Consider the following 23,331-nt stretch of genomic DNA (forward strand, 5'->3'; position numbering starts at 1 on the left):
GCGGGGTTACTTGTTCGGTTCGATTCTTACAACGCCATCGGCTGAGGCCACAGTTTTCACGGGTAGCAGGGCAGGCAGGGCGTTGAGCAGGGCGTCCGGGTCATTCACATCGAGGTTGCCCGAGACTTTCAGTTGCGCCACAGATTTGCTGACGTGCAGCGGTGCCTGGGGCCGGTAGAGGCTCAGCTCATCGATCAGACTGGCCAGGTCGCGGTTGCGAAAGGACAGGTGCCCGCTGCGCCAATCGGCCACTTCCTCAGCGGTGAGGGTTTGTTGTTGCACAGTGCCCTTGGCGTAGCTGTAAGTGGCGCGTTGCTGGGCGCCGAGCAAGGCCACCGGGCTTTTGGCGTCCGGCTCGAAGGCCACCTGGCCATGGGCAACGCTGACCACCAATTGCTGCTGGCTGCGGCGAACATCAAAACCGGTGCCAACCACCCGCACATTCGCCTCGCCGGCTTGCACGTACAGTGGCCGCTCCTTGTCGGCGGCGACCTCGATGTACACCTGGCCCTTGTCCAGGTGAACGATGCGTTGATGGGCCGTGAAATCCACGCGCAGGCGCGTGTTGGCATTCACATACAGGGTGCTGCCATCGGGCAGGCTCAGGGTGCGCATGCCTTTGGCGTGCGCAGCAACCTGGCTGTGATAGAGCTCGCGAGGTGCGCCGACATGCGTGGCCAGCACGGCGCAGACCAGCGCGGCGGCCACGGCCATGGCCGGGCGCCACACGGACGGCTTGCGCTTGGGCAGCGGCACCGGTTTGTTCAGTTGCTGCAATTGGCCGAGGTCGGCCCACAGTTGTTCGAACTCGGCATAGGCGCGGGCATGCGCAGGCTCGGCCTGCCAGGCGGCAAAGGCCTTGCGGTCGGCTCGCCCCGCTTCACTGCAGTTGCGGGCAAACCAGCTGGCGGCTTGGGCATCGATGGAGTCGCTCGCTTCGATGTCCAGGGCGTCGATGTCGCTCAGGCGGTTCATTCTGGCTGCTCCGTGCCGGGTTCTTGTTGTAGGCGTCGCTTGCAATGCAGCAGGGCAAAAGCGATGTGCTTTTCCACCATGCTGGTCGAAATACCCATGCGCTCGGCGATCTGCGCCTGGCTCAGGCCTTCGAAGCGGTGCAGCATAAGGGCTTCTTGCCTGCGGGGCGAGAGTTCGGCGAGGACTTCTTTCAACTGTTCCAGGCGTTGCAAACGCTGCGCGGCGGCCATGGGCTCGTTTTGCTCATCGGTGACCGGCTCGGCGTCCCTTGCGGCCGGGTCAAAGTGGACGGTCTGCCGTACCTTCTGTTTACGCCAGTGATCGCGCAGCAGGTTGCGCGCCATCTGGAACAGAAACGCCCGTGGCTGCTCGACCTTGGCCCGGTCGCGGTAGTCCAGCCATTGGGTGAAGACATCCTGGGTCATGTCCGCCGCGTCGCTGGCGTTGTCCGTGCGTTTGCGCAGGAAATACAGAATATCTGCATAAAACCCGCGAAAGGCATCGGCCGACAACGGGTCGGGCTTGGGACGAGACATGGATATCCTTCTTGACGAAGCACGACGTAGGAAAGTCGTGAATGATATCGAGAACTATTGTCATTTGTCTTCATGTAACGAATGTTGCGCAATTAAAAAATGTGGGAGCGGGCTTGCTCGCGAATTCGGTGTGTCAGCACCACATAAGTTGGCTGACACACTGTATTCGCGAGCAAGCCCGCTCCCACATTTTGATCTTCTGTGTTTGACAGGTCAGCGTTCGACGGGTACGGACAACGCCGAATTACCCAACGGATGCGTGCGCGCCGCAAAGAACTTCAACACCACACCGCAGCCCTCAAACAACTCCGAATACCGGCGCTTCTGCTGACGAATAAACCCGTCGCTGCGCCCCGACACCGAAATCGCCAGCGTGGTCAGTTTGGCCTGGCGAAGCGCATCCACCAGGTGTTTATCCTGCGGCCCCAGGTCGTGGCCGAAGATGCACAGCGCACCCTCATGAGTCAGCAATTGCTCGTAACAGAACGACAGATAGTCCGAACTGCGGATGGTCTTGAGCTTTTCTTCCACCTTGCCTTCGCTGACAAACAGCGGCACGTCGTCCAAGGTCTTGATTGTATTATTGATCGCAAAACTGCTGAGCAAGGTGCTGTCGGTGGACGGCAATTTACGCGCGGTGCCGTCGAGGTTGCGCACCAAGTGCAGGCCGCCGTGCAGGTAGAGGATGCGCGTGGCGTCAGTGCATGTGTTGCGCAGGTCGAAGCTGGCGTCGGCGCTGCGGAACAGGTCATCGATGCCCGGCGTGTGCAGGATCGCCCAGTAGTTGAGCAGGTCGTAATTGCTGGTGAATACCGTGGGGTAGCGGGCCAGCTCCGCGTTGATCGTCGCCAGCGTCGACGGCTGCACCAGCCGCCATGGAATGTGCACGGCGTGGATGGTATTGATCAAGGCTTCCTTGATCGCGTAATAGCGATTGCGCGGCGCCGCCGAACTGACCGCCAGCGCCTTGTTGACCCGGCTGGTGGTCTTCAACGCGCCCAGCGCTTGCTCGAAACTGCGGGTTTGCAGGGCGTCGAACACGCTGAGTTCGGATTGGCTCAGGGGTTTTTCTTCGACGGTGCGCGCGTTTTCGAACAGCGAGTCGTAGGCAAAGTCTTCCCAAATCGTGCGGCTCGCGCCGTTGCCGATCAGAACCCCACTGAAGTCGATGGCGGCGCGCAGCGCGCTCCAGTCTTCAAGGTGGGCGTCAATATCCTGGAAATCCTTCATTGCGGCGGGTCTACTCGAATTCGGCTGGGTGGTGACTTTATCACGAGCTGGCGTTGATCCTGGTCAAGATGCCGCAGGCAAGTGAGGTCGATGCTGTAGGTATAACGCCTCTGAGGATTGACCATGAGCAGCACCTTTTTCATCCCCGCCGTGAACATCATGGGCACCGACTGCCTCGACGAAGCCATGGTTGCCATCCGTAACTACGGCTTTCGCAAGGCGCTGATCGTCACCGATGTCGGCCTTGCCAAGGCGGGCGTGGCCAGCATGATCGCCGAGAAGCTGGCGATGCAGGACATCGACTCGGTGATCTACGACGGCGCCAAGCCCAACCCCAATGTGGAAAACGTCGAGAACGGCCTGGCGCTGTTGCAGCGCAGCGCCTGCGATTTCGTGGTGTCGCTGGGTGGCGGTTCGCCCCATGACTGCGCCAAGGGCATCGCGCTGTGCGCCACCAATGGCGGGCATATCGGCGACTACGAAGGCGTCGACCAATCCAGCAAGCCGCAACTGCCGCTGGTGGCCATCAACACCACCGCCGGCACTGCCAGCGAGATGACGCGCTTTTGCATCATTACCGACGAAACCCGTCACGTGAAAATGGCCATCGTCGACCGCAACGTCACGCCGTTGCTGTCGGTCAACGACCCGGCGTTGATGGTCGGCATGCCCAAGGGCCTGACCGCCGCCACCGGTATGGACGCCCTGACTCACGCCATCGAAGCCTACGTGTCGACCGCTGCCAACCCGATTACCGACGCCTGCGCCATCAAGGCCATCGAGTTGATCAGCGCCAACCTGCGCCTGGCGGTACGCGATGGCAGCGACAAGGCCGCGCGGGAAAACATGGCCTATGCGCAGTTCCTCGCCGGGATGGCGTTCAACAATGCGTCCCTGGGCTTTGTGCACGCCATGGCCCACCAACTCGGCGGCCTCTACGACCTGCCCCACGGTGTGTGCAACGCGGTGTTGCTGCCCCATGTGCAAAGCTTCAACGCTAACGTCTGCGCCAAGCGCTTGAGTGACGTGGCACGCGCGTTGGGCGCCGATATCAAGGGCATTACCCCGGAAGAGGGCGCCCAGGCTGCCATCGCTGCCATTCGCACGCTGGCCCAGGATGTTGAGATTCCGGCTGGGTTGCGGGAGTTGGGTGCCAAGTTGCAGGACATTCCGTTGCTGGCCACCAATGCGTTGAAGGATGCCTGTGGCTTGACCAATCCGCGGCGGGCGGATCAGCGTCAGATTGAGGAAATATTCCGTAGCGCTTTCTAAAGGGGGCAGCCGCACGCTGCAAACGGTAAGCTACAAGCTGAACGGCATTTAACTTAAGCATGAAGCTTGCGGCTTGCCGCTGAGGTCCCCCAATGAGAGTTCTGTTATTCGGCGCCACCGGCATGGTCGGCCAGGGCGTGCTGCGCGAGTGCCTGCTGGCCGCTGACGTACAGGAAGTCGTCGCGGTTGGCCGCACGCCCCTGACCCAGGAGCACGGCAAGCTGCACCAGGTGCTGCACAGCGACATGCTGGATTTCCAGCCGCTGGAAAACCTGCTGCAAGGCTTTGATGCGTGTTTCTTTTGCCTCGGCGTTTCATCGGCGGGCATGAATGAAACCAAGTACACCCACCTCACCTACGACCTGACGCTGGTGGCGGCGAGCACGTTGGCGCGACTCAATCCACAGATGACCTTTATCTACGTGTCTGGCGCCGGCACGGATAGCTCCGAGGCGGGCAAGTCAATGTGGGCGCGGGTCAAGGGCAAGACCGAAAACGCCTTGCTGCGCCTGCCGTTCAAGGCGGTGTACCTGTTTCGGCCGGGGGTGATTCAGCCGTTGCATGGCGTGCGTTCGAAGACGCCGCTGTACCAATCTTTCTATTCCGTACTCGGGCCGTTGCTCTCTTTCGTACGTCGGGTTAAGCCCGGCTGGGTAGTGAGCACCGAGACCGTCGGCCAGGCAATGTTGGCGGCGGTACGCCATGGCGCGCCGCACGCGGTGGTGGAGCAGGCCGATATCAATCGCCTGGCAGCCGAGCGTCACTGATGTTGCACAAGAGCCTGGTACGCCGCCTGGATCTGATCACCTTGCAACTGTTCGTTGCGGTGTTCGAGGAAGGCACGCTGACTCGCGCTGCGGCCCGTGAAGCCATTGCGGTGTCGGCGGCGAGCAAGCGCCTGATGGAGCTGGAACAGGTGCTGGGCGTCAGCCTGTTCGTGCGCCGGGCCAAGGGCATGGAGCTGACAGCGGCGGGCGAAACCCTGTTGCACCATGCGCGGCAGATGCTGTTTAACGTCGAAAAAATGGGCCTGGAGCTGGGCGAACACAGCCACGGCGTGCGCGGTTATGTGCGCATGCTGGCCAATCTGTCGGCGATTATTCAGTTCCTTCCGGAAGACCTGCGGGATTTTTCCGCGCTGCACCCGGAGGTGAAAACTGATCTGGAAGAACGCCCCAGCAATGGCGTGGTGCAGGGGGTGCTGGATGGCGTGGCCGATTTGGGCATTTGCTCCAGCGATACCGACACTAAAGGCCTGCCCAGCGTGACCTATCGCCACGACAAGCTGGTGGTGCTGATGCCGGCGGATCATCCGTTGGCCACCCGCCCAACTTTGGCCTTTGCCGAAACCCTGGGCAGTGATTACGTTGGCCTGCATGCCGCCAGCTCCATCAACATGCGCACCCACGCCGCTGCACGCGAGGCGGGCGAGATGCTGCGCCTGCGCATCCATGTGCCGGGGTTTGATGCGATGTGCCGGATGGTTCAGGCGAATATGGGCATCGGTATCCTGCCGCAAAAGGCCTATGAACTGTTTGGTCGCGCGTTGGGGTTGCATGCGGTGCCGCTGACGGATGCTTGGTCGGATCGCCGGTTGATTCTGGTGGCGCGTGATGAGGTGCAGTTGTCGCCGGTGAGTCGGTTGTTGTTTGAGTATTTGCGTCGGGCGTTGGTGTAGTGGAAACCCTGGTGGGCTGGTCTTTAGGTAGGTTGAGTACATATCCGTTGCTGCGGTCACGGCCACTTAGGGTTCCGCTCTTACAGCGGGTCACTTTTGGCAAACGCCCGGAATGCCGGCCCAGCCAAAAGTAACCAAAAGGTCTTTGCCCCACCACTCGGCACCTCGCCTAGGCTCGGTGTGCCCGCACTCCGGCTTGAATCCGTGGGCCGCCGCGATGGGCCATCCTTGGCCCATCGCGGCTAACCCGGCGTCCTGCCGGGTTACCCACGGATTCAAGCCTGCGTGCGGCCATCGTGGTTAACGGGGCCTGTCAGATCAAGATCAAAAGCAAGAGCACGGCGGCCTAGTAGCCGACCTGAGTGGTTGAAGCAAAAGCAGGGCAAAAACAGGGCAGAAGCAGAGCTGCTTTTCTGTGGGAGCTGGCTTGCCTGCGATGCAGACACCTCGGTACATCAGGTACACCGAGTTGATGCCATCGCAGGCAAGCCAGCTCCCACCTTTGACCGAGTACACACATCTACCTGATGTACTGAGCTCAAAATGTGGGAGCGGGCTTGCTCGCGAATGCGGTGGGCCAGTTACAAATAAGCTGACTGACACACCGCATTCGCGAGCAAGCCCGCTCCCACAATTAGACCGAGAACAGCTTCAGTAAACAGGTCGGCTGTCAGGCCGCCTTGGCTTTGCTTTTGATTCAACCACTCAGGTCGGCTACTAGGCCGCTGTGCTGTAGATCTTGATCTTGATTTTGATCTTAGGCGCCCCGTCAACCACGCTGGCCGAACGCAGGCTTTGGAGCGGGGGTAAACCGGCAGGACGCCGGTTTAGCCGCGCTGGGCCAAGGATGGCCCATCGCGGCGGCCCCCGCTCCAAAGCCTGCGTGAGGGCACACCGAGCCGGAGGCGAGGTGCCGAGTGGTGGGGCAAGAGCCTTTTGGTTACTTTTGGGCTCTTTTCAAAAGTGACCCGCCGTAAGGGCGGAACCCATCTCAGCCATCCCGCAAACAACGGATATACACACAAAAAGCGCCACATAAAAAACCGTTCGTATTTCGCGAACGCTCCTTGCCAACTGACGGTTGGATTTCTCCTACGCCAATCCTCTAGCCTTATCCTCACATTCCAAGAATAAGAGGCACACCCCATGACGGCTCCATTGAGCGGTATCAAGGTGATCGAGATCGGCACCCTGATTGCCGCGCCGTTCGCCGCCCGGCTGATGGCCGAATTTGGCGCCGAGGTGATCAAGATCGAAGCCATGGGCCAGGGCGATCCGCTTCGTAAATGGCGAAAGCTGCACGAAGGCACATCGCTGTGGTGGTATCTGCAATCGCGCAACAAGAAGTCCCTGGCCCTGGACCTCAAGTCCCCGCAAGGCCTGGGCTTGATCAAGCAACTGCTGGGCGACGCCGACGTGTTGATCGAAAACCTGCGCCCTGGCGGCCTGGAAAAGCTCGGCCTGGGCTGGGATGTGCTGCACGCCCTTAACCCTAAACTCACCCTGGTGCGCATCTCCGGCTACGGCCAGACCGGCCCTTACCGTGACCGCCCAGGCTTCGGTGCCATCGGCGAGGCCATGGGGGGCATCCGCTACACCACCGGCAACCCGGATTCGCCACCGGCACGGGTTGGCGTGAGCCTGGGCGATTCCCTCGCGTCGCTGCATGGTGTGATCGGTGCGCTGATGTCGCTGCTGCGGGTCAAGACCGGCCAGGGCGATGGGCAGATTGTCGATGTGTCACTGGCCGAAAGCGTGTTCAACCTGATGGAAAGCCTGGTGCCCGAGTACGACATGCTCGGCCATGTGCGCGAACGCAGCGGCGGTGCCTTGCCCGGTATCGCGCCATCCAACACCTACCTGACCGCCGATGGCGCTTACGTGGTGATCGCCGGTAACAGCGACCCGATCTACAAGCGCCTGATGACCACCATCGGCCGCGCCGACCTGGCTGAAGCGCCTGAGTTTGCCCACAACGATGGCCGCGCGGCGAAAAGTACTTTGCTCGACGCGGCGATCACCCACTGGACCAGCAGCCTGCCCATCGACCAGGTGCTCGCCGCCCTGGAAGCCGCAGAAGTGCCGGCCGGGCGTATTTATTCGGTGGCCGATATTGTCAGCGACCCGCACTACCAGGCGCGCGACATGTTGCTCTATGCCGAGCTGCCCGGTGGCGTGTCGGTGAAAATGCCCGGCATCGTGCCCAAGCTGTCCGAAACCCCTGGCGCGGTGAACTGGCAAGGCCCGACATTGGGCCAACATACCGACGACATCCTTGCCGGCCTGGGCCTGACCGGGGCGGATATCCAACGCTTGAAAACCTCGGGAGTGGTGCAATGATCACCGATTATTCCGACCCGCTGATCGTGCAGGAAGTGTCCCCGCGCGATGGTCTGCAAATTGAACCGACCTGGGTTGAAACCGCCGACAAAATCACGCTGATTAACGAGCTGTCCCTGGCTGGTTTTTCGCGAATCGAAGCCGGTTCGTTCGTCTCGCCCAAGGCCATCCCGGCACTGCGTGATGGCGAGCAGGTGTTCCAGGGCATCGCGCGCAAACCCGGTGTGATCTATGTGGCGCTGATCCCCAACCTCAAGGGCGCCCAGCGCGCCATCGAGTCCCGCGCCGACGAGCTGAACCTGGTGATGTCCGCCAGCCAGACCCATAACCTTGCCAACATGCGCATGCGTTGCGAGGCGTCGCTGGCGGCATTTGAAGACATCGTGAGCTTCGCCGCCGACTACCCGGTGCACCTCAACGCCAGCATTGCCACCACCTTCGGCTGCCCGTTCGAAGGCAAGATTGATGAAGACCGCGTGCTGCAAATTGTCGACGCCTACCGCGAGTTGGGCATCCAGGGCATCACCCTCGCCGACACCACTGGCATGGCCAACCCGCGCCAGGTGCAGCGCTTGGTCAAGCGCGTGTTGCAGCGCGTGCCTGCCAGCGATCTGACCCTGCATTTTCACAACACCCGCGGCCTGGGTTTGTGCAATGTGCTGGCCGCTTATGAGGCCGGTGCCCGACGTTTTGATGCGGCCTTGGGTGGCCTGGGCGGCTGCCCATTTGCGCCGGGGGCGTCGGGCAATATCTGCACCGAAGACGTGGTCAACCTGTGCGACGAGGTCGGGATTCACACCGGTATCGACCTGCCGCACCTGCTGCACATGTCCCGCCGCCTGCCAGCGCTGCTCGGCCATGAGCTGCCCGGCCAGGTCGCCAAGGCTGGGCGCAATGGCGACCTGCATCCGCCACCCGCTTACATCGCCACGCTGTAACGCCGTACCAGACAACAAAAACAATCGGGCGCCTGTGAGCAGCCCGCTGGAGAGAAAGCATGAGCACTAATACGTTGGAGGCCGGCGCGCGCCCGGCCGCTGAGATCGATGCCGAAAAAGCCCTGGTCAGCAAGGTCGCCTGGCGCCTGATGCCGCTGATCATGGTGTGCTATTTGTTCGCGTTTTTTGACCGCATCAACATCAGCTTTGCCAAGTTCCAGCTGCAAACCGACCTGAGCCTGAGCGACACCGCTTATGGCCTGGGTGCCGGGCTGTTCGTGGTCGGCTATGTGATTTTCGAAGTGCCCAGCAACATGATGCTGTACAAGGTCGGCGCGCGGCGCTGGATCGCGCGGATCATGATGTCGTGGGGCCTGGCCACGGCGGCCATGGTGTTTGTCACCGCCGAATGGCAGTTCTACGGCCTGCGTTTCATCATCGGTGCGATGGAGGCGGGGTTTGCGCCGGGCGTGCTGTATTACCTCACGTTGTGGTTCCCGCAGCACTTCCGTGGGCGCATCACCTCGATGCTGTTTCTGGCTTCGGCCTTCGCAGGCTTGGTCGGCGCGCCGTTCTCGGGGCTGGTGTTGGAACATCTCGATGGCGTGCTGCAGATGCGCGGCTGGCACTGGTTGTTCCTTCTCGGCGGCTTGCCCTGCATCGGCCTGGGCTTTCTGGTGCTGACGTTGCTCAAAGACCGCATTGAAGACGCGCATTGGCTGACGCCGGCGGAAAAGACCTTGCTGTCGAGCAGAATCTCCAAGCATGAACCGAACTCACACGGTGGTTCGCTGCTGTCGGCGATCCGCATTCCTGGCTTCCTGATGCTCGGCTTTATTTACTTCCTGATCCAGGTCGCGTCCTACGGCCTCAACTTCTGGGCGCCACAATTGATCCGCAGCGCCGGCACCCAAAGCCCGGTGATGATCGGCCTGCTCACCGCGATTCCCTATGTGTGCGGCGCAATCAGCATGGTGGTGATCGGGCGGCTGTCGGACGCCACCGGCGAACGTCGCAAGTTTGTCTGCGGCTTGGTGGTGTTGGGGGCGGTGGGTTTCTTCTGCGCCGGGATTTTTGCCGACCACACCACCTTCCTGATCATCGCCCTGGGCATGTTGGGCGCGGGCATCATCGCCGCGATCCCGACCTTCTGGACCCTGCCGCCCAAACTGCTGGCGGGCGCCGGGGCAGGTGCGGCCGGTGGCATCGCGGTGATCAACACATTGGGTCAGTTCGGTGGCATCGTCAGCCCGGTGATGGTGGGGCGGATCAAGGACCTCACCGGTAGCACCACCCCGGCGCTGTATGTGATCGGCGTATGTGCGCTGTTGGCGGCGGCGCTAGTGCTATGGGGCTTGCCGCAAAAATTGCGCACGCTGGACAAGGGCTGATCAGCCCGCCGTCGCCAATGCACGGGCGGGCGTGCTGCTGAACTGAATCAACGCCACCCCACCGATCAACAACAACGCCCCCAGCACGCGGGGCGTTGTCAGTTGGCGTTCCGCCAGGCCGAACAGCCCAAAGTGATCGAGCAGCAGCGAAGCGAGAATCTGCCCGGCCATGGCCAAGGCGATAAAGCCCGACGCGCCGAGCTTGGGCAGCAGCATCAACGCCAGGGAAATAAAGCACACGCCAAATGCACCGCCGGCCCACATCCACAACGGCGCCTTAGTGATAAACGCCAGGCTCGGCAGCGGTAAACGCAGGGCCAGAATCACCGGCAGCAGCACGATAATGCTCACCAGCAGGGAGGCCAGGGTGGCCCACAATGGGTGGCCGAGCCCACGCCCGAGGTTGGCATTAATCGCGCTTTGAAACGGCACCACTGCGCCGGCAATTACCGCCAGCGCCAACAAACCTGCCCAGTGCAACGTCGTCATTTCGAATCTCCCAGAGGTTTTGCTGGACTCTAGGCTATTCGTCACGCAAATTTAAATTCCAAGTTCTTATGCCGAGCATGCAGCTGATGAATGATCTGCGCCGCATCGACCTCAACCTGCTGGTGATACTGGATGCCTTGCTCAGCGAGCAACACGTCACCCGCGCTGCTGAGCGCCTGCACTTGAGCCAGCCGGCAGTCAGCCATGCGTTGGCGCGTTTGCGTGATGTGCTGAGTGACCCCTTGCTGGTGCGTCAGGGCGGCGCGTTGGTGCCGACCGCGCGCGCCTTGGAGTTGGCGACGCCATTGGCTGAGGCCTTGGCCCAGGTGCAGGCGCTGCTGGCGCCGAACCGGTTTGACCCGGCGTCGGCCAAGCGCAGGTTTCGCGTGGCAATGTCGGACTACAGCGCGGCGATTTTCCTGCCGGGGCTGGTCCGCACCCTGCGCCGCGAAGCCCCAGGCATCGACCTGCAAATCATCCAGGCCAGCCGTGAAGGCATGGTGGACGGCGTACTTAATGGCGACCTCGACATGGCCGCAGGGGTATTTCCCGATAGGCCCGCCGAACTGCGCACCACGCCCTTGTTCGAGGAGCACTACACCTGCCTGGTCGACCGTAACAGCCTGCCGGCGGGTGGCACGCTCGACCTGCCCACCTATTTGTCGCGCCCGCATGTGTTGCTGGAAATGCGCGGCAGCGGCACCCCGGAAATCGAGCGGGCGTTGACGGCTATTCGGGAGCGCCGGCATGTGACGATCAGCCTGCCGCACTGGGGCGTGGCGCCGCAGTTGATCCAGGGCACCGACCTGATTCTGACGGTGTCATCCAGGGGCTTGCTCAGCATTGATCAGCAGCACCTGTTGGCCGTGTCGCCGCCGTTTCATATTCCCTCGTTTGCCGTTGAGCTGGCATGGCATGCGCGGCGGGGTGGCGATTCGGGGTTGCAGTGGTTGATTGGGCAGGTGCAGGGTGTAGTGTCCGACGACCTTTGATAACAGGAAAATAATAATGCTTTCAGGCTTCAACCACCTGACCCTTGCCGTCACCGATTTGAACCGCAGCATCCGCTTCTACCATGAGCTGCTGCAACTTCAGCTCGACGCGACGTGGGACAGCGGCGCCTACCTCTCATTGCCCGGTTTGTGGCTGTGTTTGTCGCTTGACCCTTTGCGCCCGACGGCACCGGCGGCGGAATACACTCACTACGCGTTCACGACGGATGTCAGTGATTTCACTGCGTTGGTGGCGCGCCTGCGCGCCGCTAAGGTGCCGGAGTGGCGCGACAACCGCAGTGAAGGCGCTTCGTTCTATTTTCTCGACCCCGACGGGCACAAGCTCGAAGTGCATGTGGGCGATTTGGCCACGCGGCTGCAGGCCTGTCGGGCCAAGCCCTATGCGGGAATGAAGTTTTACCCTTAGCGCCAGAACGTGCAGAATCCCTGCACCTCTCAACCGTTTGTCAGAGTCGCGCCCATGACCCCATCCTTGCTGTTTGCCGTCCTCGCTTCGGGTTTTATCTACGGGATTACGCCGGGGCCTGGTGTCCTGGCCGTGTTCGGCATCGGCGCTGCGCGTGGCCGGCGCGCCGGGGCGGGGTTCCTGTGTGGGCACTTGCTGGGTGACGTGGTGTGGTGCAGTACCGCGCTGATCGCCATTGTGGGCGCGCGGGAAGTTGGCAGCAGTGCGTTTGATGTATTGGGTGTGCTCAGCGGGTTGTACTTGTTCTGGCTCGGCTGGCGCGCCATTCGCACCCAGCGCCGCAGCAGCGATGCGCCTCAGGGCGCGGCGCGGCATCCGTTCTGGCACGGCATCCTGTTCGGCCTGACCAACCCCAAGGCCTATCCGGTGGCGGTGGCGACTTTTACGGCGCTGCTGTCCAGCCGTGCCGAGTTGCTGACCTGGGCGATGCTGCCGTCGTTGATCGTCCTGAGCTTCATCGGTGGCCTGCTGGCCTACGCGATTCTGATCGGCGTGGTGGGCGCCCAGCGCGTGCGCACGGTGTATCAGCGCCATGAAATCCTGATCACTAAATTGTGTGGCGTGATGTTCATCGGCTTCGCCATCAATGCGCTGGCACACGCATTACCGGGCCTGTTCGGCAGTAAGTCGGCCTGATGCGACGACGACCGTTCGTCGCACCGGGAAGTTTTTTCTAAACCTTTGCCGCCCTGAAAATTCGAATTCAGGGCGGGGTGTATTTCCCCGCACCTATTTTTGCCCTGGAGGAACCCATCATGAGCCGCATGGCTATCCGGTTACGCACCGCCAGTTTTGCGATGCTGCTGGGCCTCGGCGCCAGCAATGCTTTCGCCCAGTCGCCTGCTGAATTCATCGAGCAGGCTTCGGCCAAAGGTATGGCCGATATCGAAACCAGTCGCATGGCCCACGCCAAGACTTCGTCCCAGGAAATCAAGGACTACACCATCGAGGTCATCAACGAACGGACCCTGGCCAACCAGCATTTGGCGGCAATCGCCAAGAAGCTCGACTTGCCAGTGGCGCCGCGCGAGAAGATCGTCGACAAGGCCGAAACCCTGATGCCTGAACTCAAGGACGGCGACTCCTTTGACGCCGCCTACACCGCGCAGCAGGTCAAGGAAAACGAAGACGCCATCGCGCTGTTCAAGAGAGAAGGCGCAGCGTCGGATGTGCCAGAGATAAAAGCACTGGTGGACGAGACCCTGCCCAAGCTGGAAGAGCGTTTGCAAAAAGCCCGCGCCCTGGCGTCGACCTACGGTAAAGGTCATCAAGGCGACGGTTGATTCGTTTAGTTGAACTGGAAAAACGGCGGTTGGATCAAGTCCAACCGCCGTTTTTTTATGTGCGCCAGGCATGGCGCGTTGCGCGAAGCGCAACCAGCTTGGCTGTGGTGGCCTCGCTGGTGACTTGGAGGTGAAAGTCCTCTACACACCCGGCAAGGGGAAGTGTTAGCCAGAGGCAAGGGTGTCGCGGGTGACTGCGAATCTGAAGGAAGCCCGAGGCAAAATGCTGGCCTGACGAACAGGAAGCGGATAGAGGCGGCGTAGCGGGGTAAGACGGCATAAATCGTTAAAGCCCAATACCTGCACGGAACGCTACGACGTATATCCGACAGGCATAAGCAGGAAGGTCGCGCGAATTACCCTGGGAGATCTGTAGGTTTGCCACTGTGCTACCGGCGTCGAGAGGCGACGGGATGAGCCTGCAGAAGTCAGCCGAGGCCGTAGTAAGTGGCGAAAAAAAACCAGGCCACCAAGGGCCGAACAGGTTATGCCGCCAGTAGGCGTCAGAGTCTCGCTGAATGTCGATAAAGCAGGAATCTCTCAACACGAGAGCTGTAACCCCAAGTCCCGGACGGAATCCGAGGCTTGCGGCTGGCAGTGCGCAGACATCGGCGACGTCTGTGACGTGGACGAACGCGGAGCCGAACACGCTGATGGAGCGGGTGCTCGCACCCGCCAACCTAAAGCGTGCGTATCAACGCGTGGTCAGCAACAAGGGCGCACCGGGTGCCGATGGCATGACGGTCGACCAGTTGGCGGGCTATGTGAAACAGTATTGGCCGATCCTCAAGGCTCGGTTGCTGGTAGGCGAGTATCACCCGCAAGGTGTACGCGCTGTCGAAATCCCCAAACCCAAGGGTGGAACACGCCAACTGGGTATCCCCAATGTCGTGGATCGCCTGATCCAACAGGCTTTGCTGCAACAGCTCACGCCGATCTTCGACCCTCTGTTCTCGGACTACAGCTACGGTTTTCGTCCGGGCAGAAGCGCCCACCAAGCCATCGAAACAGCCCGTGACCATGTTGCAGCGGGTTACCGCTGGTGCGTGGAACTTGATCTTGAGAAGTTCTTTGATCGAGTGAATCACGACGTGTTGATGGCCAAAGTTGAGCGTCATGTCGAAGACAAACGCGTACTCAGACTGATCCGCCGTTACCTTGAAGCGGGAGTTATGTCGGGCGGGATCGCCAGCCGACGGCAGGAAGGGACGCCGCAAGGCGGCCCGCTCTCGCCGTTGCTGTCGAACATCCTGCTCAACGAACTCGACCGGGAGTTGGAGCGGCGGGGCCATCGCTTCGTTCGTTATGCCGACGATGCGAACATTTATGTACGTAGTCTCCGTGCAGGCGAACGAGTGCTGGCCGGAGTTGAGCGTTTCCTGAATCAGCGTCTGAAACTGACGCTGAATCGGGAAAAGAGCCACGTGGCACGGCCATGGGTTTGCGATTACCTGGGTTACGGGATGAGCTGGCATCAACAGCCGAGGCTAAGAGTGGCAACGATGAGCCTGGGCCGCTTGCGTGATCGACTCAGAGTTCTTCTGCGCGGAGCGCGGGGTTGCAAGATGGTCAGGACTATCGAGCGAATAAACCCTGTTTTGCGCGGTTGGGCGGGCTACTTCAAGCTGAGTCAGGGCAAAAAGGCCCTCGAAAAGTTGGACGGCTGGGTGCGGCATAAACTTCGGTGCGTCTTGTGGCGCCAATGGAAACGGCCCTCCACGAGGGCGCGTAACCTAATACGCTTGGGGCTCACTGAAGATCGCGCCTGTAAATCTGCCTTTAACGGTCGAGGCCCATGGTGGAACTCGGGAGCGTCACACATGAATCAGGCGTTGCCGAAGAAACTGTGGGACAGACTCGGGCTGGTCTCAATACTGGACACGATAAACCGGCTTAACCGCATAACCTGAACCGCCGTATACGGAACCGTACGTACGGTGGTGTGAGAGGACGGCGGATGTGAATCCGCCTCCTACTCTATGCCTGGTTCAGATCGGTTTTATTCGCTACCGCATCGTCGACCACTTCGCCACAGCTGCTGTTGAGCGTGACGCTACGGGTGTCGCCGATGCTGCGATATTGCTTGCGCAGATGTTCCAACTCTTTGCGGTCCAGGCCATCCAGGCTCAACACTGCGTTCTGGGCATCCTTGGAAACGCGCAGCAGCTCATCAATCTTGATATGCAGGATGTCGTTGTCGCGGTTCTGCGTATTTTGGATAAGGAACACCATCAGGAAGGTAATGATGGTGGTCGAGGTGTTGATGATCAGCTGCCAGGTGTCGTTGTAGTGGAAGTACGGCCCGCTCAGGCTCCACAGGAAAATCAACGCGACGGCCGCATAAAACGTCCGGGCACTGCCTGCCCAGCGGGACAGAGATTGGGAGACTGCAGAGAATTTCATGACCGTTTTCCTAATAGGTGGGTGATGAAAATACTGACCGCAGCTACGCGGTGAAATTTCTTTTTACAATTGGGCGAGTTGAACAAAGTTGTGCTTTTTCTTTCCGATTTTTTAGGAATGGGCCTACGGCGCCTTTTAGTCGCGTGCGCAAGACTGGGTTTTTATCCGGGTAATCCCCATGCATGCTAACGCCGCTTGCGACTTGGTCGCACTCTGTCATCAGACCGAAGAGCATTTTTTCGCCGCAGTCTGCCAAACGCATCGCCGATACGGCGCCTGTCTCAACGCCTATTTCACTGACGAACATTTCAACGCGTTTAACCTGTTGTTTATCCAAGTCGGCAGCGCTGCGTCGGATGAGCTACCGACTGCGTTGCTGGACCTGATCCGGCGTACTGTGCTGGAAATACGCATCGTAATTCACGAGGAAAAGGTCAAGGGGTTAAGCGCGGTGCTCACGGCGCTCGGCTTTCAGCCTACCGAAAAGACCACCGCGATGGCCTTCGAACTGTCAAACCTCGCGCCTTGGGTAAACGATAGCGATGTGCAGATCAATCTGACTCGCACCATGAACGATTGGACTGAATCCTTTGCCAGTGCGTTTTTGAAACCGGCCGAGAATGTTGCGGGTTATCAGGCCCGGCAGCAGCGTGCCCTTGAAGCGGGTCAAGAGCTTTACCACTTCACCTTGACCGACGAGGGGCAGGTGAGGTGCTCGCTGACGCTGTCTATGTGCGAGGGGGAGGCCAGGCTTAACGATGTCGCCACGATGATGGGCTTTCGTCGCAGAGGTTATGCCACTCGATTGATCCATACCGCCCTGCTTCACGCATCGAGTCTGGGGGCCCAGCGATGCTTTCTTGAGGCGACGGTGGACGGCTGCTCGCTGTATCAAAACTTGGGGTTCGTGCGTTTGTTCGACTATCTGTCCTTTACCCGTGGACCGCTCGCAGGCGCGTAATCAAAAGCCAAGTTTTACTTGGCTGCGATCCTCAAGCGCCAACAGATACTGCTTGGCCTCAAGCCCTCCGGCGAACCCGGTCAGCCCGCCTGAGGCGCCTATCACTCGGTGGCAAGGCGCAATGATCGAGATTGGGTTGCGCCCGTTGGCCGCGCCCACTGCGCGCACCGCCTTGGGGTTGCCGATCTGCTGGGCGATCTGGCGGTAGCTGCGGGTTTCGCCAAAGGGGATGGTCAGCAGTGCTTGCCACACTTGTTTCTGAAAGTCGGTGCCGGTGAAGTCCAGTTCCAGCTCGAATTGGCTGCGAGTGCCGGCGAAGTATTCCCGTAACTGGCGCTCGGCCTCCAACAGCACCGGGCTGTCGTTGGCTTCATGCAACTCCCCCAAGGGCACGCGGTTGGCACGTTCTTTTTCCCACAGGATCGCGTTGAGTTTGCCATCGCGCGTCACCAGGGTGAGCTGGCCGACGGGGGAGGGCATGAGCTTGTATTCGTAGGACATGAGTTGATTCCTCGAAGGGCATTCAATAAGTACAGCGCTACTGTAGTTCTACCCGAGCGAAGGAAAACTACGTTTCTTGCGATCAAATTCTCCCGGCGTCTAGAGGTTCCAGCTCACCCACTCGGCGTAGTACGGGTGCCAGTAGAGCCAGGAGATTCTATAAAGCCCCAGGAGTACAGAGACTTCCCCAAATGCCACCAACGAAAGCATATTGAGCAGCGTGACGATCAATGCGAACACGGTCACGCGTCTGCCGGCATGGCGCCTGGCAAACCATACGCCATACGCCGACGCAGCAATCGCCCCCAACGCCAGGAACAACCCAAGGGGAAATGGCAGCGGCACAAACGAGACCAGTAGTGGCAACACCAGTACCCAGCCCACTACTTGGCGTAGCGGAGTTTTTGGCATGCGTTGTGTGGGTTCAAGCATTGCAGTATTCCCGATGTCAGACAGACGAGCCGACATCATCACGATGCGGGTTCATTGCCGCCGTAAGACTTTACTGAGCCGCCGCTAGCGGTCCTGTTGCAATACTTTAAGTGCCGCCGACGCCAGAAACCCCGAGCGGCTTTTTTCTTCAGGGTGGTTCTGCACATATTCATCGATGCGATTCAACAGATAACCTGGCAGGGTAATGTTGAGCTTCTGCGCTTTGCCCAGGTACTTGGTGACATCAATGTCCACCACAGCCCAGGTGCAGCCAGCGTAGTGGGGGTTGGCCGCGTGCAAGGTAACCTTCTGGGCAGTGGGAATCGGCGAGCCATCTTCCGCGAGAATCTCGAAGTGCCCTTCGATCGCTTCCCGGGCCATGGCCATGGCGTCGTCCAGGTCATCACCGGCTGAGTAGCAGCCAGGAATATCCGGGACTTCGACCCCCCAGGCGTGGCCCTCGTCACCGGTTGAAATTGCGATGGGGTAAAGCATGTCTATTGCCCTCCAGGGACGGTCAGCTCAGCAGAGCCTGTTTCAAAATGCTCTTGGCGGTCTTGTCCAACAGGTCCTTCTTTGGATGAGGAATCGTCACCAACCCTGGTTTTGTCGGGTGTTTGAAGTGGTGATGACTGCCCCGTGTGCGCACCAGATACCAGCCGTCCGCAACAATGTGACCTATCAAATATCGGCTATCCACATCACCTCCTTGTGGTGTGTGTTGGTGGTGACTATAACCACTGAAGATAAATTATCAACACTCTACCTACCGACGGTCGACGACCGGCGTTTCGGTAAGCGTTGAATGAAGTGTATGAGGCCGCAGGAATGGCGCCGGAGAGAGGTATTGCGAGGTTTTTCGAGGTGTTACGCGGTATGTAAAGTCTGCTCAAGAACGGCCAGAAATGCTTCAGCCAACACACTTTTTCTTGTTGTCGGCGTCAGTACCAGCAGTTGGGCGCAGGCATCTGCCTCGGCCATCGGCTTATACGTGACGCCCTTGTTCATCAAACTCTGCGTACATTCGGGCACCAATGCCACGCCTTGCCCGGCGGCTACCAGCGCAATGATCGAGGTAATCTGTCGCCCGGTCGGCCCGGCACGCAAGGGCACACCATGGTGTCGGTACAGTTGCTCAATGGACTGGTTCAAACCCGACCCATAATCTGGCGGGAACAGAATCAACGGGTAAGCATTGAGCTGCGCCAGGCTGACTTCAGCCTGCCTGGCCAACGGGCTGTCACTGGGCACCGCGGCAAACAATCGCTCCTCACCAAGAGACAGCGCTTGCACCTGCGGGCTTTGCGGTAACAGCCGGCTCAGCCCGATATCCAGCCGCCCGTCCGCCACCTGTGCGCCCAAGCTGCCGGAGGCGCACTCCACCAAGGTCAACTGCACATCGGGAAAGCGCTGGGCGAAAGCCTGGATCGCCTGGCTGAACAGATCCGACAGCGCGATTGAGCTCACATACCCGAGTGACAATTGGCCTGCGGTGCCCGCCGCCAATTTGCCGGCGATGACCTGCGCCAGTTCAACCTGCGCCAACACACCGCGCGCATAAGGCAAGAACGAACGGCCTTGGGCAGTGAGGGAAACCGTACGGCTGGTGCGATCGAACAGCTTGAACCCCAGCTCTGCTTCCAGTGCCGAAATTTGCCGAGTCAGTGGCGGCTGAGCCAAGTGCAGGCGAAGTGCTGCGCGGCCGAAGTGCAATTCTTCGGCGACCATCAGAAAGTAACGCAGCTTGCGTAGGTCGAGCATCCTGATCCTTAGGTATTGATCGGTTCGAAATCGGTATTGGTTTAAGCCCCGTCCGCCATTCTATAAAGACCTCACAAAATAAAACGAGAGGTTTCATGAAACCGCGCCTGCATTGTGCTCGCCTTGCCTTGTTCCTGTGTGGTTGCGCGGCGTTTCTTAGTCTCTATGCGACCCAGAGCATCCTTGCGACCTTCGCCGCACAGTTTCATATCAGCGCCAAGGAGGCAGGCTGGAGTATCACGGTCACCACCCTGGCCGTGGCGCTCACTGCACCTTTTGTCAGCCGGCTAACCGGGCGCTTCGAACAGCGCACGGTGATCGTCGCGGCCGCGCTGTTGTTGGCCGTGCCCGCGCTGATGACGGCCTATGCCGACAGTTTTGCCGAAGTGCTGGTGTGGCGGTTTGTGGAAGGCATGCTGATACCGGTGGTGTTTGCCACCAGCGTGGCCTACATCGGCGACCGTTGGCGTGGCGGGACGGTGACCGAAGTCACCAGCCTTTACGTGGCGGGCACCGTGCTGGGCGGGTTCGCCGGGCGCTTTGTCATCGGCGTGATGACGCAATACGTCGGCTGGCGGGAAGCCTTCGAGTTGCTGGCGGTGTTGAGCCTGATGGTCGGCGGGTTTATCCAGTTTCTGTTGCCCGCCAACCGGCCACGAACCGAGCGGCTTAAAGTCGCTCCTTCAGGTGTTTTTCGCAAACCCTTGTTGGCTGCGTACGCCGTCGGCTTTTGCGTGTTGTTTTCCCAGGTCGCGGCATTTACTTACGCGGGTTTGTACCTTGGCCTGCCGCCCTTCAACCTGGGGCCTGCGGCGTTGGGCACGCTTTACATGGTGTTCCTGCTGGCCTTGATCGTGATCCCCATCGCAGGCCGCCTCAGTAAAGCCCGGCCCCACGCCGAACTGCTGACGGTCGCCGCCATGCTCGGTGTGAGTGGTTCGGCGCTGACCCTGGCACCGTCGCTGTGGTGCATCGTGGTGGGCCTGGCACTGAGCTCCACCGGCGTCTTCCTCGCCCAGGCCGCCGCCAATGCCTTCATCAGCGCCATTGCCGGTGCCAACAAATCTGGCGCCGTGGGTGTTTACCTCACCTGTTACTACCTGGGCGGCAGTTGCGGTGCCATCGTCCCCGCATTGGTCTGGGAGCGTTGGGGCTGGGCGGGCTGCGTCGCGCTGATTATCGGTTTTCAACTGCTGACCCTGCTGATCGCCCTGACCGGCTGCAAGCCCCTCAAACCTGAGCTGATCCACACACCATGAACGACACCGTCGCCGTGCCTGCCCGCGAAAACTCCACCCGCCGCCGTTCGCTGATCGCCGGCTGCAGTGCCCATGCGGTACACGATGGCCTGACTGACGTGATCTACGTGCTGCTGCCGATCTGGCAAGCGCAGTTTGCTCTTTCCTACGCCCAGATCGGCCTGTTGCGTGGCGCCTACTCCGGGATGATGGCGGTGTTCCAGCTGATGGCCAGCCGAGCCGCCAAACGCTGGGGCCGCGTACCGCTGCTGGTGGGCGGCACTGCGCTGGCAGGTGTGGCTTACTTATTGGTCGGCCAAGCCACCGGGCTGGGCATGTTGCTGTTAGCGTTGCTGCTCGGCGGGTTGGGCGCCAGCACTCAACACCCGCTGGCTTCCTCGATGATCACCGATGCTTACGAGGACGGTGGCGGGGTCAAGCAAGCGTTATCCCAGTACAACTTTTCCGGCGACATTGGCAAAACCCTGATCCCTGGGTTGGTCGGCCTGCTGCTCACCGTCATCAGCTGGCGCGCCAGTGCGACACTGTTGGGGCTGCTTGGCCTGGCAGCGGCTGGGCTGCTGTGGTGGCTGGTGCCTGCGCAAGTTGCCGAAACCGGCGTCACAAAAAAAGCTAAGCCGCTCAGTGGGACGGGTTCCGTTACAGGCCTGCGCGCGTTGATCCTCACCGGCACCCTCGACAGCGCAGTGCGCATGGGCTTTCTCACATTCCTGCCATTTTTGCTGCAAGCCAAAGGCGCCGGAACGGCGGGTATCGGCCTGGCGCTGACCATGCTGTTCATCGGCGGAGCCTTCGGCAAATTGCTTTGCGGCTATCTCGGTGCACGTATCGGCATGATGAAGACCGTCTGGCTGACGGAAACCAGCACTGCGCTGCTGATCGTCGCGGCCGTGTATCTGCCGTTGAGTGGCTTGCTGGTGATGTTGCCGCTGTTGGGCTTGGTGCTGAACGGCACGTCTTCAGTGTTGTACGGCGCCGTGCCGGACCTGGCGGGCGCAGGCAAGCGCGAGCAGGCATTCGCGGTGTTCTACACCGGCACGATTGGCGGCGGTGCGCTGGCGCCGGTGGTGTTTGGCGGGGTAGGGGATGCGCTGGGTGTGCCGGTGGCGGTGATGGTGCTGGCCGGGATGCTGTTGGTGACGTTGCCGTTGGCGTGGGTGGTGCAGCGGGGGATAGCCTCTCAAATAGCTGAGTGATTGCTGGAATGTCCAGACCGAGCCAATAGATCAATGCCAAGTGAGTGAAGCACCTTGAGGACCGTTTCAAAACGAGGTTTAGCGCCAGGGGCAAATGCCTTGTAGAGACTTTCGCGCCCCACGCCTGCATCGGCAGCAACCTTCGCCATTCCCCGGGCTTTGGCCACGTAGCCTAGCGCCCGAAGGAACTCCTCGTTGTCGCCGTCGGCCAGAACCTGAGAAAGGTATTCGCTAATGGCTTCATCACTGTCGAGCAGTTCAGCCATATCAAATGTCGTCAGTGTTTGAGTCATTATCAAACCTCTTTTCCTAATTTCTTTGCGCGCCGGATATCGGCATCTTGTGAAGACTTGTCGCCACCCGCCAGCGATATGACAATCTCCTTGCCTCGCAGGGTGAAATAAACGCGATAACCCACACCAACGTCTATCCGCATTTCTGAAATACCGCCGCCCAGCGTCTTGATATCGCCCAGATTACCCATACTGGCTCTCTCGATTCATCGAGCAATCGCGATTTTTGCCCGCAGGTCGCGTATTGCTGAGTGCCAGTAAGTGAAGACTTGGGTTTGCTGGATCAAATAGTTCAAAGCGCCTCACAGGAATTCACTGTATCCATGTGGATACTGCTTGGCAAGAGAAATGGCTGTGTCGAAGGCTGGGAGAGTGATGCGAGGGGGCGTCGGTTTCAAATCTTCTTCAGGGTTTTCCTATTGCTAAAATTTGCGGTCTGAAGGAGAACGGTAAAGCAGTCCTGAATTTTGCAGCATTGCCCGCACAATGCTCAGAATCATCTGAGTTGTGCGTCTCGGGCGACGCCTTTAACGGTCGTCTGCCACGGCCTATCAGCAGTCGGCATGAGTAGCTCGATTTGGGCCGGGCAGCCTAAAACACAAAGCGTCTTAAAGAGATGAACCCAACGTAAACGGAACACGCAACGCGCCGATCGGCCCTTCCCGTACACCGCACATTTCATCGTGCACGCAGTGTTGCACCAGCACGCAGGGAAACGGCGGAACCCGTTGCAACAGGTCGCGCAAATGCGTGGTGGAACCGATGCGCATTGGCTTGGCATCGTCGTCCACAAGTGTCATTTCGACATGGTCCAACCTGACACGCGCGATGTAGAAGCCGCCCTCCAGCGACAGCAGCTCCAACTCACGAATTTCTCCTTTTACCGCCAATTCGGTCAGCATTTGCAGATTCAT

25 protein-coding genes and 2 pseudogenes are annotated in these 23,331 nt (G+C 60.1%); 14 read left to right on the plus strand and 13 right to left on the minus strand.

Features of this window, described 5'->3' with window-relative positions:
• Positions 1 to 6: 6 nt before the first annotated feature.
• The 3 genes from ACA065_RS07670 to ACA065_RS07680 all read right to left on the minus strand — a co-directional run bounded on the left by ACA065_RS07670 (position 7) and on the right by ACA065_RS07680 (position 2,741).
• Positions 7 to 975 carry a FecR family protein gene (locus tag ACA065_RS07670; RefSeq protein ID WP_497693992.1) on the minus strand — a complete coding sequence of 323 codons (969 nt, stop codon included), beginning with the start codon at positions 973 to 975 and terminating at the stop codon, positions 7 to 9.
• Entirely contained in the window at positions 972 to 1,511 is a 540-nt protein-coding gene (locus ACA065_RS07675) for an RNA polymerase sigma factor (RefSeq protein WP_497693993.1), read from the minus strand. The genes ACA065_RS07670 and ACA065_RS07675 overlap by 4 nt, the downstream gene beginning before the upstream one ends.
• 213 nt (positions 1,512 to 1,724) lie before the next feature.
• Complete coding sequence (locus tag ACA065_RS07680) at positions 1,725 to 2,741, minus strand: DUF4917 family protein (RefSeq protein ID WP_497693994.1); 1,017 nt, start codon at positions 2,739 to 2,741, stop codon at positions 1,725 to 1,727.
• A 123-nt stretch (positions 2,742 to 2,864) separates the two neighbouring features.
• Here ACA065_RS07680 and yiaY point away from each other — a divergent pair, with 123 nt between their 5' ends.
• From yiaY to ACA065_RS07710, 6 genes are all read left to right on the plus strand, one after another.
• The gene (yiaY, locus tag ACA065_RS07685; RefSeq protein ID WP_497693995.1) at positions 2,865 to 4,013 is read left to right on the plus strand and encodes an L-threonine dehydrogenase; all 1,149 of its coding nucleotides are present in this window, start codon (positions 2,865 to 2,867) and stop codon (positions 4,011 to 4,013) included.
• 92 nt (positions 4,014 to 4,105) lie between these two features.
• Entirely contained in the window at positions 4,106 to 4,780 is a 675-nt protein-coding gene (locus ACA065_RS07690; RefSeq protein WP_497693996.1) for an NAD(P)H-binding protein, read from the plus strand.
• On the plus strand, positions 4,780 to 5,691 hold the full coding sequence (locus ACA065_RS07695) for a LysR family transcriptional regulator (RefSeq protein ID WP_497693997.1): 912 nt from the start codon (positions 4,780 to 4,782) through the stop codon (positions 5,689 to 5,691). The genes ACA065_RS07690 and ACA065_RS07695 overlap by 1 nt, the downstream gene beginning before the upstream one ends.
• A 1,146-nt stretch (positions 5,692 to 6,837) precedes the next feature.
• A complete protein-coding gene (locus ACA065_RS07700) occupies positions 6,838 to 8,031 on the plus strand; it encodes a CaiB/BaiF CoA transferase family protein (RefSeq protein WP_497693998.1) in 1,194 nt (397 codons plus the stop codon).
• Positions 8,028 to 8,969, plus strand: a complete 942-nt coding sequence (locus ACA065_RS07705; RefSeq protein ID WP_497693999.1) for a hydroxymethylglutaryl-CoA lyase — start codon at positions 8,028 to 8,030, stop codon at positions 8,967 to 8,969. Before ACA065_RS07700 ends, ACA065_RS07705 begins: the two co-directional genes overlap by 4 nt.
• A 59-nt stretch (positions 8,970 to 9,028) precedes the next feature.
• Positions 9,029 to 10,360 carry an MFS transporter gene (locus ACA065_RS07710; protein ID WP_497694000.1) on the plus strand — a complete coding sequence of 444 codons (1,332 nt, stop codon included), beginning with the start codon at positions 9,029 to 9,031 and terminating at the stop codon, positions 10,358 to 10,360.
• Here the strand turns inward: ACA065_RS07710 and ACA065_RS07715 are convergent, their stop codons facing one another.
• The gene (locus ACA065_RS07715; RefSeq protein ID WP_497694001.1) at positions 10,361 to 10,849 is read right to left on the minus strand and encodes a DMT family transporter; all 489 of its coding nucleotides are present in this window, start codon (positions 10,847 to 10,849) and stop codon (positions 10,361 to 10,363) included.
• A gap of 77 nt (positions 10,850 to 10,926) precedes the next feature.
• Here ACA065_RS07715 and ACA065_RS07720 point away from each other — a divergent pair, with 77 nt between their 5' ends.
• From ACA065_RS07720 to ltrA, 5 genes and pseudogenes are all read left to right on the plus strand, one after another.
• Positions 10,927 to 11,841: a LysR family transcriptional regulator gene (locus ACA065_RS07720; RefSeq protein WP_497694002.1), complete on the plus strand. Its 915-nt coding sequence runs from the start codon at positions 10,927 to 10,929 to the stop codon at positions 11,839 to 11,841.
• A 16-nt stretch (positions 11,842 to 11,857) separates the two neighbouring features.
• On the plus strand, positions 11,858 to 12,268 hold the full coding sequence (gene fos / locus ACA065_RS07725) for a fosfomycin resistance glutathione transferase (RefSeq protein ID WP_497694003.1): 411 nt from the start codon (positions 11,858 to 11,860) through the stop codon (positions 12,266 to 12,268).
• 54 nt (positions 12,269 to 12,322) lie between these two features.
• On the plus strand, positions 12,323 to 12,964 hold the full coding sequence (locus ACA065_RS07730; RefSeq protein ID WP_497694004.1) for a LysE family translocator: 642 nt from the start codon (positions 12,323 to 12,325) through the stop codon (positions 12,962 to 12,964).
• Positions 12,965 to 13,083: 119 nt separating this feature from the next.
• Positions 13,084 to 13,611 carry a DUF4142 domain-containing protein gene (locus ACA065_RS07735; protein ID WP_027604356.1) on the plus strand — a complete coding sequence of 176 codons (528 nt, stop codon included), beginning with the start codon at positions 13,084 to 13,086 and terminating at the stop codon, positions 13,609 to 13,611.
• Positions 13,612 to 14,098: 487 nt separating this feature from the next.
• Positions 14,099 to 15,521 (plus strand): annotated as a pseudogene (gene ltrA, locus ACA065_RS07740) (group II intron reverse transcriptase/maturase).
• A gap of 67 nt (positions 15,522 to 15,588) precedes the next feature.
• Here ltrA and ACA065_RS07745 read toward each other — a convergent pair.
• On the minus strand, positions 15,589 to 16,014 hold the full coding sequence (locus ACA065_RS07745) for a low affinity iron permease family protein (protein ID WP_497694005.1): 426 nt from the start codon (positions 16,012 to 16,014) through the stop codon (positions 15,589 to 15,591).
• A 178-nt stretch (positions 16,015 to 16,192) separates the two neighbouring features.
• Here ACA065_RS07745 and ACA065_RS07750 point away from each other — a divergent pair, with 178 nt between their 5' ends.
• Positions 16,193 to 16,975 (plus strand): GNAT family N-acetyltransferase, encoded by a 783-nt coding sequence (locus tag ACA065_RS07750; RefSeq protein WP_497694006.1) that lies wholly within the window; start codon positions 16,193 to 16,195, stop codon positions 16,973 to 16,975.
• Here the strand turns inward: ACA065_RS07750 and ACA065_RS07755 are convergent, their stop codons facing one another.
• From ACA065_RS07755 to ACA065_RS07775, 5 genes are all read right to left on the minus strand, one after another.
• The gene (locus ACA065_RS07755; protein WP_497694007.1) at positions 16,976 to 17,476 is read right to left on the minus strand and encodes a methylated-DNA--[protein]-cysteine S-methyltransferase; all 501 of its coding nucleotides are present in this window, start codon (positions 17,474 to 17,476) and stop codon (positions 16,976 to 16,978) included.
• 99 nt (positions 17,477 to 17,575) lie between these two features.
• Positions 17,576 to 17,908, minus strand: coding sequence for a hypothetical protein (locus ACA065_RS07760; RefSeq protein ID WP_497694008.1), 333 nt, complete (start codon positions 17,906 to 17,908; stop codon positions 17,576 to 17,578).
• A gap of 84 nt (positions 17,909 to 17,992) precedes the next feature.
• A complete protein-coding gene (locus ACA065_RS07765; RefSeq protein WP_497694009.1) occupies positions 17,993 to 18,403 on the minus strand; it encodes a type II toxin-antitoxin system HicB family antitoxin in 411 nt (136 codons plus the stop codon).
• 22 nt (positions 18,404 to 18,425) lie between these two features.
• Positions 18,426 to 18,608, minus strand: coding sequence for a type II toxin-antitoxin system HicA family toxin (locus ACA065_RS07770; RefSeq protein ID WP_017736377.1), 183 nt, complete (start codon positions 18,606 to 18,608; stop codon positions 18,426 to 18,428).
• A 167-nt stretch (positions 18,609 to 18,775) separates the two neighbouring features.
• Positions 18,776 to 19,669, minus strand: a complete 894-nt coding sequence (locus ACA065_RS07775; RefSeq protein ID WP_497694010.1) for a LysR family transcriptional regulator — start codon at positions 19,667 to 19,669, stop codon at positions 18,776 to 18,778.
• A 95-nt stretch (positions 19,670 to 19,764) separates the two neighbouring features.
• Between ACA065_RS07775 and ACA065_RS07780 the strand changes: the two genes are divergently transcribed.
• Positions 19,765 to 20,928: an MFS transporter gene (locus ACA065_RS07780; RefSeq protein ID WP_497694011.1), complete on the plus strand. Its 1,164-nt coding sequence runs from the start codon at positions 19,765 to 19,767 to the stop codon at positions 20,926 to 20,928.
• Entirely contained in the window at positions 20,925 to 22,124 is a 1,200-nt protein-coding gene (locus tag ACA065_RS07785) for an MFS transporter (protein ID WP_497694012.1), read from the plus strand. The genes ACA065_RS07780 and ACA065_RS07785 overlap by 4 nt, the downstream gene beginning before the upstream one ends.
• On the opposite strand, the gene ACA065_RS07790 is transcribed toward ACA065_RS07785, so the two are convergent.
• The 3 genes and pseudogenes from ACA065_RS07790 to ACA065_RS07800 form a co-directional block, all read right to left on the minus strand.
• The gene (locus ACA065_RS07790) at positions 22,109 to 22,417 is read right to left on the minus strand and encodes an addiction module antidote protein (protein WP_497694013.1); all 309 of its coding nucleotides are present in this window, start codon (positions 22,415 to 22,417) and stop codon (positions 22,109 to 22,111) included. The two genes, ACA065_RS07785 and ACA065_RS07790, sit on opposite strands and share 16 nt — an antisense overlap.
• A 2-nt stretch (positions 22,418 to 22,419) precedes the next feature.
• Positions 22,420 to 22,713: pseudogene (locus tag ACA065_RS07795) on the minus strand (type II toxin-antitoxin system RelE/ParE family toxin).
• Between the two features lie 312 nt (positions 22,714 to 23,025).
• A complete protein-coding gene (locus tag ACA065_RS07800) occupies positions 23,026 to 23,331 on the minus strand; it encodes a DUF6482 family protein (RefSeq protein ID WP_497694014.1) in 306 nt (101 codons plus the stop codon).

It is taken from the genome of Pseudomonas sp. LBUM1640, from assembly GCF_059716225.1.

Bases quoted from the DNA above. Each gene is read 5' to 3' on its own strand.
- ACA065_RS07695 (WP_497693997.1), top strand. From the start codon at position 4,780: ATGTTGCACAAGAGCCTGGTACGCCGCCTGGATCTGATCACCTTGCAA.
- ACA065_RS07745 (WP_497694005.1), bottom strand. From the start codon at position 16,014: ATGAAATTCTCTGCAGTCTCCCAATCTCTGTCCCGCTGGGCAGGCAGT.
- ACA065_RS07760 (WP_497694008.1), bottom strand. From the start codon at position 17,908: ATGCTTGAACCCACACAACGCATGCCAAAAACTCCGCTACGCCAAGTA.
- ACA065_RS07765 (WP_497694009.1), bottom strand. From the start codon at position 18,403: ATGCTTTACCCCATCGCAATTTCAACCGGTGACGAGGGCCACGCCTGG.
- ACA065_RS07680 (WP_497693994.1), bottom strand. From the start codon at position 2,741: ATGAAGGATTTCCAGGATATTGACGCCCACCTTGAAGACTGGAGCGCG.
- ACA065_RS07690 (WP_497693996.1), top strand. From the start codon at position 4,106: ATGAGAGTTCTGTTATTCGGCGCCACCGGCATGGTCGGCCAGGGCGTG.
- fos (WP_497694003.1), top strand. From the start codon at position 11,858: ATGCTTTCAGGCTTCAACCACCTGACCCTTGCCGTCACCGATTTGAAC.
- ACA065_RS07670 (WP_497693992.1), bottom strand. From the start codon at position 975: ATGAACCGCCTGAGCGACATCGACGCCCTGGACATCGAAGCGAGCGAC.
- ACA065_RS07780 (WP_497694011.1), top strand. From the start codon at position 19,765: ATGAAACCGCGCCTGCATTGTGCTCGCCTTGCCTTGTTCCTGTGTGGT.
- yiaY (WP_497693995.1), top strand. From the start codon at position 2,865: ATGAGCAGCACCTTTTTCATCCCCGCCGTGAACATCATGGGCACCGAC.
- ACA065_RS07785 (WP_497694012.1), top strand. From the start codon at position 20,925: ATGAACGACACCGTCGCCGTGCCTGCCCGCGAAAACTCCACCCGCCGC.
- ACA065_RS07735 (WP_027604356.1), top strand. From the start codon at position 13,084: ATGAGCCGCATGGCTATCCGGTTACGCACCGCCAGTTTTGCGATGCTG.
- ACA065_RS07790 (WP_497694013.1), bottom strand. From the start codon at position 22,417: ATGACTCAAACACTGACGACATTTGATATGGCTGAACTGCTCGACAGT.
- ACA065_RS07705 (WP_497693999.1), top strand. From the start codon at position 8,028: ATGATCACCGATTATTCCGACCCGCTGATCGTGCAGGAAGTGTCCCCG.
- ACA065_RS07720 (WP_497694002.1), top strand. From the start codon at position 10,927: ATGCAGCTGATGAATGATCTGCGCCGCATCGACCTCAACCTGCTGGTG.
- ACA065_RS07715 (WP_497694001.1), bottom strand. From the start codon at position 10,849: ATGACGACGTTGCACTGGGCAGGTTTGTTGGCGCTGGCGGTAATTGCC.
- ACA065_RS07700 (WP_497693998.1), top strand. From the start codon at position 6,838: ATGACGGCTCCATTGAGCGGTATCAAGGTGATCGAGATCGGCACCCTG.
- ACA065_RS07755 (WP_497694007.1), bottom strand. From the start codon at position 17,476: ATGTCCTACGAATACAAGCTCATGCCCTCCCCCGTCGGCCAGCTCACC.
- ACA065_RS07675 (WP_497693993.1), bottom strand. From the start codon at position 1,511: ATGTCTCGTCCCAAGCCCGACCCGTTGTCGGCCGATGCCTTTCGCGGG.
- ACA065_RS07730 (WP_497694004.1), top strand. From the start codon at position 12,323: ATGACCCCATCCTTGCTGTTTGCCGTCCTCGCTTCGGGTTTTATCTAC.
- ACA065_RS07710 (WP_497694000.1), top strand. From the start codon at position 9,029: ATGAGCACTAATACGTTGGAGGCCGGCGCGCGCCCGGCCGCTGAGATC.
- ACA065_RS07800 (WP_497694014.1), bottom strand. From the start codon at position 23,331: ATGAATCTGCAAATGCTGACCGAATTGGCGGTAAAAGGAGAAATTCGT.
- ACA065_RS07775 (WP_497694010.1), bottom strand. From the start codon at position 19,669: ATGCTCGACCTACGCAAGCTGCGTTACTTTCTGATGGTCGCCGAAGAA.
- ACA065_RS07750 (WP_497694006.1), top strand. From the start codon at position 16,193: ATGCATGCTAACGCCGCTTGCGACTTGGTCGCACTCTGTCATCAGACC.